This is a genomic window from Martinezella tropici (genome assembly GCF_003287875.1).
In the GTDB taxonomy this organism is placed as follows: domain Bacteria; phylum Pseudomonadota; class Alphaproteobacteria; order Rhizobiales; family Rhizobiaceae; genus Rhizobium; species Rhizobium tropici_C.
The window spans coordinates 246,847-264,393 of the sequence record NZ_QMKK01000061.1 but is presented as its reverse complement, the minus strand read 5'-3'; the positions used below and the strand labels follow the sequence as shown (position 1 = coordinate 264,393).

At 60.2% G+C, this 17,547-nt stretch carries 14 protein-coding genes; 10 read left to right on the top strand and 4 right to left on the bottom strand.

The window, feature by feature from the left end; translation table 11 throughout:
* The first annotated feature begins 131 nt into the window (after window positions 1-131).
* Together DQ393_RS32185 and DQ393_RS32180 are read left to right on the top strand one after the other, a co-directional pair.
* The gene (locus DQ393_RS32185) at window positions 132-2,390 is read left to right on the top strand and encodes a marine proteobacterial sortase target protein (protein WP_112345919.1); all 2,259 of its coding nucleotides are present in this window, start codon (window positions 132-134) and stop codon (window positions 2,388-2,390) included.
* Complete coding sequence (locus DQ393_RS32180) at window positions 2,387-3,013, top strand: class GN sortase (RefSeq protein ID WP_112345720.1); 627 nt, start codon at window positions 2,387-2,389, stop codon at window positions 3,011-3,013. Before DQ393_RS32185 ends, DQ393_RS32180 begins: the two co-directional genes overlap by 4 nt.
* Before the next feature lie 338 nt (window positions 3,014-3,351).
* Here the strand turns inward: DQ393_RS32180 and DQ393_RS32175 are convergent, their stop codons facing one another.
* A complete protein-coding gene (locus DQ393_RS32175; RefSeq protein WP_112345719.1) occupies window positions 3,352-4,827 on the bottom strand; it encodes a mannitol dehydrogenase family protein in 1,476 nt (491 codons plus the stop codon).
* Window positions 4,824-6,041, bottom strand: a complete 1,218-nt coding sequence (uxuA, locus tag DQ393_RS32170) for a mannonate dehydratase (RefSeq protein WP_112345718.1) — start codon at window positions 6,039-6,041, stop codon at window positions 4,824-4,826. Before uxuA ends, DQ393_RS32175 begins: the two co-directional genes overlap by 4 nt.
* 101 nt (window positions 6,042-6,142) lie before the next feature.
* Between uxuA and DQ393_RS32165 the strand changes: the two genes are divergently transcribed.
* The 7 genes from DQ393_RS32165 to DQ393_RS32135 all read left to right on the top strand — a co-directional run bounded on the left by DQ393_RS32165 (window position 6,143) and on the right by DQ393_RS32135 (window position 13,479).
* Window positions 6,143-6,880: a GntR family transcriptional regulator gene (locus tag DQ393_RS32165; RefSeq protein ID WP_112345717.1), complete on the top strand. Its 738-nt coding sequence runs from the start codon at window positions 6,143-6,145 to the stop codon at window positions 6,878-6,880.
* A 97-nt stretch (window positions 6,881-6,977) separates the two neighbouring features.
* Complete coding sequence (locus tag DQ393_RS32160) at window positions 6,978-8,015, top strand: L-idonate 5-dehydrogenase (RefSeq protein WP_112345716.1); 1,038 nt, start codon at window positions 6,978-6,980, stop codon at window positions 8,013-8,015.
* Window positions 8,016-8,056: 41 nt separating this feature from the next.
* Complete coding sequence (locus DQ393_RS32155; protein ID WP_112345715.1) at window positions 8,057-9,469, top strand: MFS transporter; 1,413 nt, start codon at window positions 8,057-8,059, stop codon at window positions 9,467-9,469.
* A gap of 364 nt (window positions 9,470-9,833) precedes the next feature.
* Complete coding sequence (locus DQ393_RS32150) at window positions 9,834-10,130, top strand: type II toxin-antitoxin system HigB family toxin (protein WP_112345918.1); 297 nt, start codon at window positions 9,834-9,836, stop codon at window positions 10,128-10,130.
* On the top strand, window positions 10,130-10,516 hold the full coding sequence (locus DQ393_RS32145) for a helix-turn-helix domain-containing protein (protein ID WP_112345714.1): 387 nt from the start codon (window positions 10,130-10,132) through the stop codon (window positions 10,514-10,516). Before DQ393_RS32150 ends, DQ393_RS32145 begins: the two co-directional genes overlap by 1 nt.
* A gap of 212 nt (window positions 10,517-10,728) precedes the next feature.
* Window positions 10,729-11,109: a hypothetical protein gene (locus DQ393_RS32140; protein WP_112345713.1), complete on the top strand. Its 381-nt coding sequence runs from the start codon at window positions 10,729-10,731 to the stop codon at window positions 11,107-11,109.
* Window positions 11,110-11,382: 273 nt separating this feature from the next.
* The gene (locus DQ393_RS32135) at window positions 11,383-13,479 is read left to right on the top strand and encodes a carboxy terminal-processing peptidase (RefSeq protein ID WP_112345712.1); all 2,097 of its coding nucleotides are present in this window, start codon (window positions 11,383-11,385) and stop codon (window positions 13,477-13,479) included.
* Between the two features lie 81 nt (window positions 13,480-13,560).
* Here DQ393_RS32135 and DQ393_RS32130 read toward each other — a convergent pair whose 3' ends face one another.
* Together DQ393_RS32130 and DQ393_RS32125 are read right to left on the bottom strand one after the other, a co-directional pair.
* On the bottom strand, window positions 13,561-14,859 hold the full coding sequence (locus DQ393_RS32130) for an MFS transporter (protein WP_112345711.1): 1,299 nt from the start codon (window positions 14,857-14,859) through the stop codon (window positions 13,561-13,563).
* 84 nt (window positions 14,860-14,943) lie between these two features.
* Window positions 14,944-15,819: a helix-turn-helix transcriptional regulator gene (locus tag DQ393_RS32125; RefSeq protein ID WP_112345710.1), complete on the bottom strand. Its 876-nt coding sequence runs from the start codon at window positions 15,817-15,819 to the stop codon at window positions 14,944-14,946.
* Between the two features lie 112 nt (window positions 15,820-15,931).
* Between DQ393_RS32125 and DQ393_RS32120 the strand changes: the two genes are divergently transcribed.
* Window positions 15,932-17,386 carry an MFS transporter gene (locus tag DQ393_RS32120; RefSeq protein WP_112345709.1) on the top strand — a complete coding sequence of 485 codons (1,455 nt, stop codon included), beginning with the start codon at window positions 15,932-15,934 and terminating at the stop codon, window positions 17,384-17,386.
* The last annotated feature ends 161 nt before the right edge of the window (window positions 17,387-17,547 follow it).

The following is a 17,547-nucleotide window of genomic DNA, read 5'->3' as shown; positions in this document are numbered from 1 at the left end:
CACACATGACCGCCACCGGCAAGACCGTTTGCGGCAAGATGCGGACGAAACAGGGCAAAGCTTACGCTGGCGGGAAAATAGCCTTTGTTCACAATGGCTTCAGTCATTCCACAGCGAACAAGGAGCCTGTCATGTCAGCCTCGCCAAGCCTTTCACGCAATCGAAATCAGCACGCCGTCCTTACAGGAGCCGGCCTGTTCCTATGGTTCAGCAATGCCATCCTGCTGCCGGTGCTCGCCGTCATTCTCGCCCTGCTTCATCCCTTGGAGTCGCAGGCGCAGCCGGCGGCCTTCGTCACCCCAAACGACATGGGCGCGGGCAGCCTTCTTCTCCAGACGGCACAGGATGGCAAATACATCGAGGCGCCGCGCCTTGCGACCGATGTCGACATCGACGTCAACGGACCGACGGCACGTGCGGTCCTGACCCAGGCTTTCGAAAATTCGACCGACAAATGGGTCGAAGCCCTCTACGTATTTCCTCTTCCGGAGGACAGCGCCGTCTATTCCTTGAAGATGATCGTCGGCAACCGGGTCATTGTCGCCGATATCAAAGAGAAGCAGGCCGCACGCGCCATCTATGAGAAGGCGCGCAGAGAAGGAAAGAAGGCGTCCCTGGTCGAGCAGCAACGGCCGAATGTCTTCACCAATGCGGTTGCCAACATAGGTCCGCATGAAAAGATCGTCGTCCAGATCGAATATCAGCAGGCCGTACACCTGGCCGATGGCCGCTTCTCCTTGCGGGTTCCGCTGGTCGTTGCTCCTCGCTATACACCGCAAAATGCCGAAGCCATCGCGCAGCGGGCAGACCTGAAGGCCGGCTGGGGACAGACCAAGCAGAGTTCGTCGCGCAATGGCGTCAGCAAGCCCGTTTCCGCGCCGCTGTTGGCGCCGGAGAGCGATCGTGCCAATCCTGTCACGCTGAAGGTCAATCTCAATGCCGGCTTTCCGCTCGACGACGTCAAAAGCCTCTATCACACAGTCGAGATCGATAGGGTAAGCGACGGTGCGCGCCGGATCGTTCTGGATGGCGATGCGACGGCCGATCGTGACTTCGTACTCGAATGGAGTGCTGTCGCAAGCAGTGTGCCGAGCGTCGGTCTCTTCCGCGAACATGTTGGCAAGGATGACTATGTGCTTGCCTATGTGACGCCGCCGGCTGTGGCAACGTCGCAAAAAGCCGGCCGAGAAGTGGTCTTCGTCATCGACAATTCCGGCTCCATGGGTGGCACGTCGATCGAACAGGCAAGGGCGAGCCTCGACTATGCCCTGTCCCGGCTCAAAACGAATGACCGCTTCAACGTCATTCGCTTCGATGACACGATGACCAAATTCTTCCCGGATTCGGTCATGGCGACGGCGGATAATATCGCCTCCGCACGCCGCTTCGTCACCGGCCTCGACGCCTCAGGCGGTACTGAAATGCTGCCGCCGCTCCAGGCAGCGCTCGATGACAGCCATCAGACTCCGGGATTGCGTCAGGTCGTCTTCCTGACCGATGGTGAGGTCAACAACGAGCAGCAGCTTCTCGATGCGATCGCCCAATCGCGTGGACGCTCGCGCATCTTCATGGTGGGCATCGGCTCCGCGCCGAACACCTACCTGATGAGCCGCGCCGCCGAACTCGGCCGTGGCAGCTTCACCCACATCGGTTCGGTCGCCGAGGTGGATGAGCGTATGCGCATCCTCTTCGACAAGCTGGAAAACCCGGCAGTCACCAATGTCGCGGCTGCCTTTTCGGAGAAGAATGTCAACCTGTCGCCCAGCCTCCTGCCCGACATCTATCATGGCGAACCGCTGGTCCTGGCCGCCCGCATGGGGAAAGCCGCGGGCAGCCTGACCGTCAGCGGCATGGTCGGTGACCGCCCGTGGACGATCTCCTTGCCGCTCGATCAGGCAAGCAACGCCAAAGGCATCTCCAAGATCTGGGCACGCCGCCAGATCGACGATGCCGAAGTCAATCTCACCCTTGGCAAGATCACGCAGACGGAAGCGGACAAGCGCATCCTGCAGCTGGCGCTGGAGCATCATCTGGTGACACGCCTCACGAGCCTCGTCGCGGTCGACAGCAAGCGTCTGCGCCCGGCAAACACACCTCTGACTACGGCCGATATCCCGCTGCAGCTGCCGGCCGGCTGGGATTACGACAAGCTCCTCGGCATCGAGGCGATGCGGGAAGCGAAGGCAGACACCAGGGACCACCAGACGGGCGACAAGTCGCAAAGTGTCAACGGCGATGCAGATGTTCAGGAGATCTCGGCACCGCCTTCGGCAAGCCCGCCCCTGCCGCAGACGGCAACACCCGCAATGCTTCTCATCCTTCAGGGATTGCTTGCCCTGCTGTTTGGAGCGTCGCTACTGATCTTCATATCGCGAAGGAGCAAGGCATGATCGCCGCCGCTCGGATCCAATCGATCGGGAGCGCGCCAGCGCGCTCCCTTCTGTCCCTGGCCGCCGGCATTTTCATAGCCATAGGCCTCTTCCTCGCTGCCCAGGGCGGATGGATCTACGCGAAGGCAGCCCTGGCTCAGGTTCTGCTGGAGCGCGCCTTTGCCGAGAGCGTGACGTCCGGCTTGCCGGTCAAGCCCTGGAGCTGGGCCGACACCTGGCCCGCGGCGCGCATAGAGGTTCCGCGTCTTGGCGTTTCCGCCATCGCCCTCAATGGCGCAAGCGGCCAGGCGCTGGCCTTCGGTCCCGGTCATCTCGACAATACGCCGGAAGCCGGCGAGAACGGAACGGCGGTTTACGCGGCGCATCGCGACACGCACTTCACCTTCCTGCGAAATATCAAGGAAAATGACCAGATCACGATCACGCGCCGCGATGGCCGGATTTTCACCTTCCGCGTGGCGCATATGGCCGTCGCACGCTGGGATGAGGCCGGGATCGACCCCGACGCGCATGGTGTTCATCTCGTGCTCGCGACATGCTTTCCCTTCGACGCCGTAACATCCGGCCCGCTGCGTTATCTGGTCTATGCCGATCTGGAAGAGGGTGGCGCAGCCGCACCTTGAAGAGAATAAGGGCGAAGGCAGGGAATTCGGCTTTCGCCTCGTTGAATATTGTTTGAACTCTTAAAGTTCCGGATCGTTCAGAACGAACCGTTCAGCCAAAGCATTGCCGGCGCCCCCAGGATTACCATGGCGATTACTGCCGAAACCGCCATTTTGATCGCCTTGATGCGCCGTGTCCTGACGCCGCTCCAGTCATAACTCACAATCACTAACCCCAGAAAATCATTAGAGATTCGCAAACTAGAGCCGATCGGCCCTTCGACAAGGGAAGCATGTGATTCGTCCACAGGGGATATTTTGAAGACTTGCGCGTCATCAGAGACGGCATCGGCCGTATGCTAATGCGCCAGCTCGGAAGCGACTGCCGCCTGCATCCCATCCATCATCATTCTGCCAAGCCTGGACGACACGGCATCCAGCCATTTGGGGTCGGAGCGAAGGCGTTCGGGAAATAACCCCGGAAGGGCATGCAATGCCCTGGCTAGATCCGACGGCGAGCGGACGCCCGAAATGGCCTTGGCGATATCGGCCTCGCGCGGGACGTTGAGCGCATAAGCCGTGCCGTCGTCCTGACGCCCGAGGCAATAGCGCATCCAGGCTGCGACGGCGAAGGCAAAAGGACCAATATTCGCGCCGTCAGCCAGGAGCTCGGCCGCCGGTGTCAGGAGGCGCTGCGGCAATTTTTCGGTGCCATCCATCGCAATCTGACGGGTTTCGTGGGCAATGGCCGGATTGGCGAAGCGGGCAAGAATATCCGCAGCATAGGCGTCGAGCTCTATGCCCGGCAGCGGCCGAAGCGTGGAAGCGGCAGCGCTCAGATGCCGCATGATCAACGGTCGAAAGCCGGCCGGGCCGACCGTATCGCGGACATAGCGTCGGCCGGTCAGAAATCCCGCATAGGCCAGCATCGAATGCGATCCGTTGAGCATGCGCAGCTTCATCGCCTCATAGGGACGCACGTCATCGACAAACAATGCGCCGCCCGTCTCCCAGGCCGGACGTCCGCTCGGAAAGCGATCCTCGATCACCCATTGCCGAAAAGGCTCGGTTTCGATCGCGGCGTGGTCCACACAACCGGTCATTTGCCGGGCGTCGTCGAGCGTCTGCTGGGTTGCTGCGGGTGTAATGCGATCGACCATGCTCGACGGAAAGGCGACATCGGTTGTAATCCAGTCGGCAAGCGCCGGGTCGGATCTGCGGGCAAAATCGATAACCCCTGCCCGAACGAAAGCTCCATTGTCAGGCAGATTATCGCAGCACAGCACGACAAATGGCGAAATGCCGGAAGCACGCCGACGCTTCAGCGCTTCGGTCAGAACGCCGAGCACACCGGTCGGCTGCGCGGGTTTTGCCAGATCCGCCGCGACGGCGGAATGGTTGAGATCGGCCATCATCCTGACGCGATCGATGCCGTAGGCCTTCTCCGTCACGGTCATCGACACGATGCGCGTCGCCGGATCCACAAGCGCCTGCATCACGGCAGCAGGCTCGCGGCTCCCAGCGATGACGCGCTCGATACTGCCGATGACCCTTGCGCGTGCTCCGGCAGCATCGCGTTCGATCAGCGTGTAGAGGCCGTTTTGCGGATTGAGGGCGTCGGCAACGTCATGGCCGCGAAGGCTCACGCCCACGATACGCCAATCGCCGCCGCGAGCGGCAAGGGCTGCGTCCGTATAATCGGCCTGATGCGCACGATGGAATGCGCCCACTCCCAAATGCACGATGCCGCGGCCGTGACGGCCGGGCTCATAGCCGGGCCTTGATGCCGGGCCGGCTATGTCGGCGAGCGAAGACAGGCGCTTCCGATCGGTCATGCCTGCAGCCCTGCCGAGGGGTGAGACAGTGCCGTCTCGATGCCGCGCAGTTCGGCAAGGCCCTTGAGCCGCCCGATGGCGGGATAGCCGGGCTGGCCTTCCCGCTTGAGGTCATCGAGGATATCCTGCCCGTGATCCGGCCGCATCGGAATTTGGCAGTCAGCGCGCCCGATGGCGGCACGACGGCGCTCCTCGCGCAGGATGGCGGCAATCATCGCCACCATGTCGGTGCCTCCTCCGAGATGCTCGGCCTCGTAGAAGGAGCCGTAGACGTTGCTGGATTCGCGCTTGACGTTGCGCAGATGCAGGAAATGGACGCGATCGCCGAGCCGTTCCATCATGCCGGGCAGGTCATTGTCCGGCCGGGCGCCCAGCGATCCCGTGCAGAGCGTGATGCCGTTTGCCGGGCTGTCGACGGCTTTCATCAGCGCCGCATAATCCGCCTCCGTCGACATGATGCGTGGCAGTCCGAGAAGCGCGAACGGCGGATCATCCGGATGGCAGCACAGCCGCATACCGAGCTTTTCCGCCATGGGAACCACTTCGGAAAGAAAATCTATCTGATGAGCCCGCAGCCGGTCCGCCGGGACATCGTCATAATCCTCCAGATGGGCGCGCACATCCGCCAGCGTGAAATTTTCGGCAGCACCAGGCAGGCCGCAGACAATATTGTTTGCCAGCTGCTGCCGTTCCTCCTGGCTCATGCCCGCATGCCGCTTGCGCGCCTGCTCCACGAGCCAGTCGGGCAGTTCCTCTGCAGCGGCAGCACGAGCGAGGATAAACAGATCGAAGGCGGCAAAATCGACCAGATCGAACCGCATGCAGGTTGCTCCATTGGGAAGGCGCCATCGCAGATGCGTTCTCGTCCAATCCAGCACCGGCATGAAATTGTAGCAAATCGTCTCGATACCGGCGTCGCGAAGATGGCCAAGGCTAAGCTTGTAGTTTGCGATATGCTCGCGCCACTCGCCCTTCTGCTTCTTGATATCCTCCGAAACAGGCAGGCTTTCGACGACATCCCAGGCGAGGCCGGAGGGGCTGCCATCCGTCATGCGGCCGATTTCGGCCTTACGCTTCGCAATCTCGGCTGCGGACCACACGGCCCCCGTCGGAACGTGATGCAGTGCGCTGACAACACCCTGCACGCCAGCCTGCAGCATATCATCGATCGAAACCTGATCTCGCGGCCCGAACCATCGCCAAGTCTGCTTCACGATATTACTCCCTTTCGAGACGGCATGATCTGCATGTGCGATTGCATTAGCATGCAGGATTGTGATTGACTAGTATGGTAGTCCACTATATTGAATGCGACATGGCGACTATTGACCACTTAACCCGAACAACGGCGCAACGCACGGACGAGACCCGGACGACCGCATGGTCGCTGGAGCCGACGGCCGCCGTGGGACCGCAAATATATAAAGCCCTCCGCCGGCTGATTGTTCGAGGCGAGTTCAGTCCGGGCACGGCGATGTCGGAAGTGGACATCGCAGGGCGATTTGCCACGAGCCGCCAGCCGGTGCGCGAGGCTTTTATCAAGCTTGCCGAGGATGGTCTGCTCGAAGTCAGGCCGCAGCGTGGTACCTTTGTCCGAAAAATCAGCATCGCTCAGGTGATCGACGCGCGTTTCGTGCGCGAAGCGATCGAGACCCATATCGTACGCGAGCTTGCGGCCAAGAGCGACGCTCGCCTGATCAGACATCTTCGTCTGCAGCTGGAAGAACAGACGGCAATCCCGATCGACAGGCCCGACGACTTCATGAAATTGGACGAGCAGTTTCATTGGACCCTCGCCGACGCGGCGGGCCGATCCTATGGCTGGAAGGTCATCGAGGACGTGAAGCTGCAGATGGACCGCGTGCGTCACCTCACGTTGAGAAGCTTCCCGCAACAAAAGCTCGTGCGACAGCATACCGCCATCGTCGACAGCATCGAACGCTCCGCGCCCGACGAGGCCGAGCGCGAGATGAGGCAGCACCTGCAGCTCATTCTGGAGGATCTGCCGTCGGTCGAGGCGCAATATCCCGATTTTTTCACGCCATCGACCTAGCCGTTTGGCAATCGGCACAGCCAAGGCAGCGGCGGCTGATTGGCTGCTCCATCCTGCCTGACGGAAGATAGCGTCCCAGAAACACAGGAGGGAGCTCATGAAGACGAGAGCTTGCGTGCTTCACGCTCAAGGCGACATACGTATCGAGGAGCGTAAGGTCGGTGCTGCCGGCGACAGCCAGGTCCTGGTGCGTGTCGGTGCCGGAGGGATCTGCGGATCGGATATCCATTATTTCTGGGATGGCGGGATCGGCACGATCCGTGTCACCGAACCGATCATCCTGGGTCACGAGGTCGCCGGCACCGTCGAGGCCGTCGGCGCAAGCGTTGGGAATGTAAAGCCAGGGGATCGGGTGGCGCTTTGCCCGAGCCGGCCCTGCGGCCGCTGCCGTTTTTGTCAGGCCGGACAGCAGCAGCATTGCCTGGAAATGCAGTTCTTCGGAAGCGCGATGCGCAAGCCGCACTGCGATGGCGGCTTTCGCGATCTCATCGTCGTCGAGGATTTTCAATGCGAGCCCGTCGGCGAGGCAGCATTGGACGAGGCAGCCTGTGCAGAGCCGCTCTCGGTCGGCCTTCATGCCATCAACAATGCCGGCAGCCTGCTGGGCAAGAGCGTGGTGGTCATGGGAGCGGGTCCGATCGGTGCCCTTCTGATCGGTGCTGCACGCATGGCAGGCGCGCGTGAAGTCGTTGCCGTCGATCTGGCGGAAGCCCCGTTGAAGGCGGCGAAGAAAATGGGAGCCACCCTGGCCATCAATGGGGGCGACGGCGACCGTCTCGCTGGCTATTCCGAAGACAAGGGATACTTCGATGTCGGTTTCGAATGCACCGGATCCGGCATCGCGCTGGGCAATCTGTTTCCCATCGTGAAGCCGCGCGGCACCATCGTCGCGGTCGGCGTCAGCAACGGCTCGCATATTCCGTTCAATGCCCTGGTCGGAAAGGAGATCCGCCTGGTCGGCACACATCGCTTCCATAGCGAATATGCCCTGGCCGCCCGGATGATAGCGGAGCGACGCATAGATGTGCGCCCGATCATCACCTCGACGGTGCCGATGGAACACATCCGCGAGGCGTTCGATATCGTCCGCGACCGGACCACGCAAATGAAGGTGCAGCTCAGCTTCGCGACATAAGCAATCAAGGCGCAATGATCGACCATGTGGAGGAGGAGTGAATGGCAGCAATTGATACTCAAGATCCGGCAACCATACGGAAATTGTCGGATGAAGCGACGAGAGTCCTGTTAAACAAGCCCAATACGCTATCCAGCACGCAGGGCGGCTGGATGATGATCGCAACCATTCTCATCGAGGCCTGGGATCTCTATGCCATCGCCTTCGTACTGATCTTCATCAAGACGGATTTCAATCCGACGGCGGCACAGCTCGGTCTTGCCACCGCCGCCGTCCAGGGCGGCGCCTTGATCGGTGCGCTGCTCGGGGGGATCTTTGCCGATTATTTCGGACGAAAGAAGGTCTTCATCGGCACGATGATCCTGTTCATCGTCCTGGCGCTCGCGCAGGCCTTCGTGCGTGACATATGGGAACTGATCCTCATCCGCTTCCTGATCGGCATTCCGCTCGGCAGCGACATCTCCAACGGCTATGCCTACATCATGGAATCGATGTCCAAGGGCAAGCGCGAACAGATGGGCAGCCGCTGGCAGTTCATGTTCGGGCTCGGCGAGGTATTCGCCATCATCATCATCACGGTGATGTATATCAGCGGCATGGACCATTCGCTGCTATGGCGCGTCGCTCTCGCGCTCGGCGCCGTTCCGGCGGCGATCCTCCTGTTCTGGCGCCTCGACCTGCCGGAGACGCCTCTTTCCCTGCTGCAGCGCGGTCACTTCAGAAAAGCCAAGGAGGTTTCCAAGCGGCTGTTCGACGATCCGCTCGACATGCTTCCGAACGAGGATGTGCAGCTAGCCAAGCCCAAGCTCGGCGACTTCCTCAAGGTTATCTGGGCCGATCCGATCAAGAAACGGGCGACGATCTTCTCGTGGATTTCCAACGCGTGCCAAGGCGCGGAATTCACGGCCTGGGGCTTCTACCTGCCGGTCATCCTGGTGCTGAGCGGTGTCGGTGTGTCGAGCGACGGCAATATTACCGGCACGAACATGGTGACCGCCCTGATCTTCTGCCTTGCGACGATTTCCGGTTATGTGGCGCCCCTTATGCTGCCCAAAATCGGCCATCGCGGCGTTGCCATGTGGGGTTTCGGCCTGGCATTCCTCGGCCTTATCCTGGGCGGCCTCGGCATACAATATGATTGGAAGATCATCATCGTCGTCGGAGCCTGCATTCTCATGTGGGGCCATTATTGGGATGCGTCCAACGGCATGACGATATCGTCCATGGTCGCCCCAAGCCGCTTCAAGGCAACGGCTTCGGGATTCGGCTACGTCTTCGTCAAGGGGGCGTCTTTTTTCGGTGCCTTCGTGTTCCCCATCCTCAGCGAGCAGTTCGGCAAGGCCGGCGCGACCTTCTCGGTGGCGATCCTGTCGCTGATCGGCTTCCTCGCGGCCAAGTTCATATTGCCTGAGGTCTATGGCTACGTCGAAACCGAAGAACTATCCGATCCCTGATAGCGGCTTCTGACGACCGATGCCACCGGACCTGAACATCCGGCGGCATCCGGCACAGGCCATGCCGGTCCTTTGCCCATCGGTAAACTGTTTCGCATTCTTCTATAAAATCATGCGGAGCCGGACGCCGTAACTCGTGCTGCTCATTTGGAGGAAATGGGAAACGCAAAGGTATGGAGGAGGTTACCTTGGCAGCAACCGCAGAGGAAAATACCGCACCATGTTTGCTCATTGGGCATAAAAAAGCTGACTCCGGGAAACCGTCATTGCTTTGAACTTCGATTTTTTAAGAGAGACTTTCAGGGAGTTCCCATTTCGGGAAATTTTCCTTGTTCCCGATATGGGAATATGCTGCATACTGCTCATGCAGATCATCGCTAAGTCCACATTGAGGAAGTTTTGGGAAATCCATCCCCAAGCTGAAACCCCATTAAGGACTTGGTACGCAATGGTCGACAAGGCGATGTGGAGCGGGCCGACCGATGTCAAAATGATGTTCGGAGCGAATGTCGATTTCGTCAGCGATAATCGCATTATTTTCGATATTGGGGGGAACAAATACCGTCTGATTGTCCACGTCGCTTATCCATACCAACGGGTGCTGATCAAATTTGTCGGCACTCGTAAAGAATACGATAATATCAACCCGGAGACCGTGTAATGGACAACATCCGCGCCATCAGGAACGATGAAGACCTTGCCTGGGCTATTGGCGAGGTTGAACAATACTTCGATGCGCCGCCCGATTTGGGCACCCCGGAGGCAGACCGATTCGATATTCTCTCCACTCTTATCGAAGCCTATGAGGATCGTTATTACCCGATCGAAGCTCCAGGGCCGATAGAGCTGATCAAGGCTCACATGGAGATGATGGGCCGCAAGCAGTCCGACTTGGCTGATCTATTCAACTCCAAGTCTCGCGCCTCCGAGGTGCTTAACCGGAGGCGCGCCCTTACAGTGGATATGATCCACAAACTACATAAGGAGTGGGGCATTCCAGCCGATTCCCTCGTGCAGCCATATCATCTTTTAACTGATGCGGCTTGAAGTGCCGCCGACCAAGCCATCCCGATGTGGCGCGTGAACGCGGTACATCAGCCCGAACCCGGCCAGCGGACCAATGCCTTTGAAAGCCTGGGTCCCGGGATTGACGGAACGACGGAAATCACGACAGAGTGCGCCTGCATACCCCTCTCCATCGAGTTGCCCTGGCGTTGGAAGGGCCCGACAGAACCTCGTAGCGAGCAGGAACGATAGCCATGGCCAAGCAGCTTCCCGATATGACAAAGCACCGCGGCTTTCCATCCGGCATGCCGGGAACGGGCATCCAATTCACCATTCGCCGCGCAAACCCCAGGGGTGTCACGCCGATCAAACAGCTCCCGCGCCGCGCGCGACCGGGATCGCAGGAACACCGTGTCGACGCGGCTTTCCTGCACGCGCTCTGGCATCAATTCGGAACCGAACCTTTCGAGCGCGGCAACCTCGATGCGGCCCGCTTGAACCTGCTCTTCGGACGCGAGGTCGTGGCGGCGGACAAGGATTTCGATCCGATGTCCTATGAGGCGATGCTTGTCATCAACGAGAAGTTGGCACGTGAAAATTTTCCGGAAGCCTTCGAAGACGTCATGGAAGTCTAGCGAGCGCCAGCGGGGATTTTGCAGATATTTTGCCCTTGCGGGTCGTTCACGGCCCCTTCCGCAGTCTCCGACGCCACCCACACAGACAACCTCCGTCCCCGTTCTGAACTTCCTTTCGGCAGCCCTAGAACGTGGTGTCCATCAGCTCTCCTGGCGACATTTGGAAAAATGTTTCCGCAAGGAAAGCACCTGTCTGGTTGCCAAAAAACCATAATTGTTCCACCTAAGATCATACATCCAACATTCAATGATCCAGAATCGGGCCAAGATTTGATGCGTATGAAATATGGTTTACTCTGCCTTTTCCTGGCAATTGCTCCGTCGGCATATGCTCTGGAAGCAGGTTCGCCGCCAATTTTGACGCCACTGCCGCAACAGGCGCAGGCCGCTCATTTGAGCGCGGAATTCCTCACCCGTTTCCACTACAGGCCGGTTCCCCTGGATGATGCTTTGTCGTCCAAGGTCATGAACCGGTTCATCAAATCCCTGGATCCGGACCGGATCATCTTCCTGCAGGCGGATATCGACAAGTTCATGGCCGGCAGCACCAAGATCGACGATGCGATCAACCAGGAAGACCTGAATATCCCGTTCTCGATCTTCAACACGTATGAGCAGCGGGTGGTCGATCGCATGAGCTATGCGCGCGGCCTGCTCAAGCAGAAGTTCGATTTCAGCGTGCAGGAAGACTATCCCCTCGTGCGCGACAAGCAGCCGTGGCCGCAATCCGAAGCGGAAAGCAATGACCTGTGGCGCAAACGCGTCAAGAACGACTGGCTGCGCCTGAAATTGGCCGGCAAGGATGATGCCGCCATTCGCGACACGCTTGACAAGCGTTATGAAAACTCGCTTGAGCGGGCCTACAAATACAAGAGCGACGACGTGTTCCAGTCGTTCATGGACGCCTATACGACGTCGGTCGACCCGCATACCGACTATTTCGGCGCGACCGCTTCGGCCGAATTCGATATTTCCATGAAGCTCTCGCTGGTTGGCATCGGCGCGGTGCTGCAGGAAAGAGACGATTACACGACGATCCGCGAGCTCGTCGCGGGCGGCCCGGCGCAATTGTCAGGCAAGCTGGCGGTCGGCGACCGTATTATCGGCGTCGGCCAAGGCGAGAACGGTGCGATCAAGGAAGTCGTGGGGACCCGCCTCGATGAAATCGTGCAGATGATACGCGGCGCGAAGGGTTCCGTCGTGCGCCTGGATATCCTGCCGGCCGATGCCGGCCCCGACGGCAAGCATCACGTCATCAGCCTGGTGCGCGACAAGATCAGCCTTGACAAGCAGGCTGCCAAGAAAACCATCCTGTCTGTCAAGGATGGCGATGCCACCCGCAAGATCGGCGTCATCACGCTGCCGGCCTTCTATGAAGATTTCGAAGCGCGGCGAAAAGGCGACAAGGATTACCGAAGCGCGAGCCGTGACGTCGCCAAGCTTCTCGACGAGTTGAAGCAGGACAAGGTCGAAGGCGTTCTGATCGACCTTAGAAACAATGGCGGCGGCTCGCTCGCCGAAGCGATCGATCTGACGGGTCTGTTTGTCGGCAAAGGTCCGGTGGTTCAGCAACGCAATGCGGACGGTCAAGTGGAGGTGGAAAACGACGATCTTTCAACCCCCGCCTGGACCGGCCCAGTCGGTGTGCTGATCAATCGCGGTTCGGCCTCGGCGTCCGAGATTTTCGCCGCCGCGATACAGGATTATGGCCGAGGTGTGATTGTCGGCGAACCCAGCTTCGGCAAGGGCACGGTGCAAACCGTTGTCAATCTCGACCAGGTCGCCCATAACGCCAAGCCGAAATTCGGCGAGCTGAAATTGACCGTGGCCCAGTTTTTCCGCGTCGATGGCGGCACGACCCAGCTGCGCGGCGTGACGCCCGACATTAGCCTGCCGGGCCTTTCGGACCCCAAGAGCTTTGGTGAATCGAGCTATGACAATGCCCTGCCGTGGACACAGGTCAAGCCGGCAAAATATACGCCCGCCGGCAACATAAAGGCATTGCTGCCGCAGCTTCAAAGCCGCCATGATGAACGCGTACAGAACGACAAGGATTTCCAGCGCTTTGTCGAAGACATTGCCGTGCTGAAAGCACAGCGAGACAGACAGGTCATTTCTCTCAACGAAACCGAACGCCGCAACGAAATGGCCGCCCAGGCAAATCGCCTGAAGTCGCGCGACCAGATCAACGACGGCGTGGACACTGGAGAGGATGATGGCCTGCAGGCCAACGAGCGCAGCCTGAGTGCCGATATCGCCATCGAGAAAGCCCGCAAGAACGCAAAGGACGTGCTGCTGAACGAGGCAGCCGCGATCCTCGCCGACGAAGCCGACCTGCAGGCTGGAACGCCGAGGACGGCGGCTCAGTAGCGCGGAAACAAAGGGTTTGCACAAGGGAGACATCGCGGTGAACCGCGATATCTCCCTTGACTGGCGGACACCGCAATAGGCCTAGGACGTCCCCTCTGGTAATCTGGGCGATGCAACCTCAATGGGTTCAGGCACCGCCGCAGCGGCTCGCAGAACGCCATGAAAGCCGATCCAAAGCGCAATCGAGCCGAGCGCGAAGCTCCCCAAAATAACGAACATCGCGCTGTAACCGATTTCCTGCGCGAGCCAACCACCAATGGCTGGGCTCAAGGATGCGCCGACACCTTGAACGGTCATCACAATGCCCTGGCCGGCATTGATGCGGCCGGTTCCGTTCAGGATGCGCGCGACCAGCGCCGGCACGGCGACACTCTGCAGGCCCGCGCCGACGCCGTCGAGGATTTGGACCGGATAGACGCCCCAGGCGGTAATCAGGTGGGCTGCGACAAAACCGCGGACCGGCAAAGACATGAAGGAGATCAGCAGCACGAGCCACTGCCCTCTCCTTTCCGCCATATGCATCGCAATCAACGAGGTGATGATCATGGTGCCCTGTGCCACCACGACGGTCAGGGCAACGAAGGCTGCGGGATCGCCTCGCTTGGCGGAGACCACGGCAAGCCCGTAGAGCGGCAGCATCGCTCCATTACCGAGATGGAATAATGCGAGAGCACCGGCCAGGATCAGCAGCGGCTTTGATTCCGCAAGCACCGTGAAACCGCTCGGTTTGCGCTGTGCTGCAGTTTCCGTTTTTCCTTGCGGGCCGATCACGGTGAGAACGGCGCCTCGCGCCTCGTTATCGTCGATCGCGGCGGAGGGAACCATCAGAACGGAACCGATGGTGAGCACGCCGAACACGGCGGAAAGCCAGAATACCGCCGTCAGTCCGAACATCCAGCCGAGCCATCCTGATAGCGCGGCGCCGACCAAATTGCCGGCATGGTTGAAAGCTTGGTTGTAACCGGTCTGCCGATTGAAGCCGGCTTGCCGGACGATGCCGAGGGTAATTCCGCTGAGAGCCGGGCCGATCGCGGCACCCGCAACGGCAGTCGCAACCTGGGACAGCGCCACAACCCAGAAGGCCTGCGACAGCAATATGGTCATGGAGGCCAGGACGGTGCAGATGCCAAGTACGATGATACATGCCCGCTTGTGCGTCGTCTCATCGATGAAGGCGCCGGCCGGCGCCATCATCAGCATGCCGGCAAAGCCGCCGATCGTCATGACCGAGCCGATCGATCCACTTTGCCAGCCATGCGCGATCAGGAAGACACCAAGAAAGGGGCCGATGCCCGCCTGAACATCGGCCATGAAGAAGTTGAGGAGCGCGAGTGGGATGAGTGCGCGGGCTTGCTGGTCAAAAGGAGATGAGCGCGGCAAAGGATAACCATATCGTTCTTGAAATCGTCAGACGAAAAGCACTCGGCCGCAAAAAGGTTCCCGCGGGTGGAGTGCCGCCTGCCCTTAGCAGGCCCGCCTGCGTTTCATCATGGCTTTCAGCCTTTCGGCTCCGACCTCATCGACAGGCGTGTAGACGATCATGCGGTCGTCGTTGCTGGGGCTTGCCCACCAGTTGTTGGATTGCAGCGCAAGGATCGTACCATCGGCAAGACGGAAGCGTTTCACGGCATTCTCGATGCCCTTGAGCTGATAGCGGTCCCATACGATACGGAACTGATCCGAGGCGCTCATATAGCGCTCCAGCTGCCGCTCCCAGACGGGATCGTCGAGATGTTCGGCCATGGAGGCGCGAAACAGGGCAGCCATGTGGGCCAGCATCTCGTCGGGGTCGGCCTGACTTGCGCGCCAGGCAGGATTGACGAGGGACAGATAGATGCAGTTCCGATCTTCAGCCGGGATCGCATGGAGGTCCACTCCGACCAGACGGCGATAGGCTTCGTTGAAGCCACGAATATTGTAGCGTTGCGTCTGGATGAGAGCGGGATAGGGACAGAGTTGATCGAGAATGTGCTGGCTTGCCGCGGTCAGCGGCTTGCACACCTGGGGAGAATCGAGCCGGGGCGGAACGGGCAGGTTTGCCAGCCTGAACAGATGCTCGGTTTCGACCTCGTTGAATTCCAGTGCCTGCGCGACGGAAAGCAGCACGCGCGGCGACACGCGGATCGGCCGGCCCTGTTCCAGCTTCGTGTACCAGGTGATGCCGATATCGGCGCGCGCCGCCACTTCTTCGCGCCGCAATCCGGGTGTACGAACTCGCCCGACGCGGCTGAGGCCCAAACGCACGGGATCGAGCGTTTCCCGCCGCCGACGCAGCAGCTCGCCGAGTTCCTGGGCTCGCGACAGCATGTGATTGGGGGCAATATCGAGCGTGCCGTGCATTTTCATTCTCCAGCCTGATACTTTTTATACCAGTCTAAACAGGTATCTTGTACCAGTTTAACATAGGTGTAGAAGACAGTGGACTCAGTTTCGGAAATCCTTTGAGGTCTTCATGTCATCCGCACCAATCCGGCTCGGCCAAGTCGGCCTGATGATCCTGCTTGCCGGGCAATTGCTGCTGCAGCTCGATTTTTCCATCATCAATGTCGGCCTTGCCGCCATTTCCGCCTCGCTGCATGCCGGCGAGACGGAACTCGAGCTCTTCGTTGCCGCCTATGGCGTGGCGTTCGCCGTCTGCCTGGCCATGGGTGCACGCCTCGGCGACAATTTCGGCCGCCGACGCATGTTCGGTCTGGCCGTGCTGCTGTTCTGCCTTGCTTCGCTGCTCTGCGGCGTCGCGACATCCGTCGCCTTCCTCATCGTCGCTCGTACGCTGCAGGGAATTGCGGCGGCGCTGATGGTGCCGCAGGTGCTGGCGACGATCCACGTCACGCTTACCGGGCGTGACCACGCCCGCGCGGTTGCGCTCTACGGCGCAATCGGCGGCATCGCCTTCATCATCGGCCAAGTCCTCGGCGGCTTTCTCATCTCCGCCGATATCGCCGGCTCCGGCTGGCGCAGCATCTTCCTCATCAACCTGCCGATCTGCGCCCTGATCCTCTTCTGCATGTGGCGCCACGTTCCGGAGACGCGCGGACAAGGCAGAGTGCCGGTGGACTGGTCCGGCATGATCACGCTGGCATTGCTGACGCTATCGGTGCTGCTGCCGACGGCGCTTGGCCCGTCTCTGCATTGGAACTGGCTCTGCCTGGCGGGTTTCGTGCCGATCCTGCCGCTAACGGCGCTTCTCTGGCGCATCGAGCGGGCTAAGGAAGCGCGCGGCGCCTTCCCGATCCTGCCACCGTCGCTGACCCGCATCTCCAGCATGCGCTTCGGCGGGCTGATCGCCATCATTTTCTTCACCTGCTGGAGCGGCTTCATGTTCGTCCTCGCCCTGACGCTGCAGGCGGGCGCCGGCCTGACGCCGCTGCAATCGGGCAATGCACTGATCGCGCTCGGCGGCTCCTATTTCGTCTCGGCCGCCTTCGTCACGCGCCGGCTTGCCGGCATGCGCCGCGAGGCCATGCTGGTGACGGGCTGCCTCATCCAAATGACCGGGCTTGCCCTGCTCATCGTGACGCTGGAAATCGTCTGGCCGCGGCTCGCTGTCATCAATCTCATCCCCTCCACGATCCTGATCGGGTTCGGTCAGGCACTGATCGTCAACTGCTTCTATCGCCTCGGGCTCGCCGATGTGCCGCATGAACATGCAGGAGCAGGCAGCGCCATGCTCGCCACCATGCAGCAGGTTTCGCTGGGCCTCGGGCCAGCGATCCTCGGCGCCGTATTCGCACAGGTCCTGCAATATGACAGCGTCTATCTCACGGCGGGAGTAACGGCCATCGCCGTCGAGCTCGGACTGATGGCCATTCTGCTGCTGGCCACGCTCCTGCGCCTGGCTCGCCAGCGCAGCCTTTCGGAAGAAGACGCCAAAATCGACGAGACGCTGGTCGTGGCGCCCGAATGATACTCGATGAGGCCGCTGCTGCTGCGCCACCAGTTGCAGCGGCTTTACGCCAGACATGCTTCCATTCCGGACCTGCCGCCGGCGTAGCCGATCATTCAATTCCGCTCAGCCTGCTTGTCAGTGCCGTTTTCGAATGCCATTGCTCTTGAAACCTCGGATGA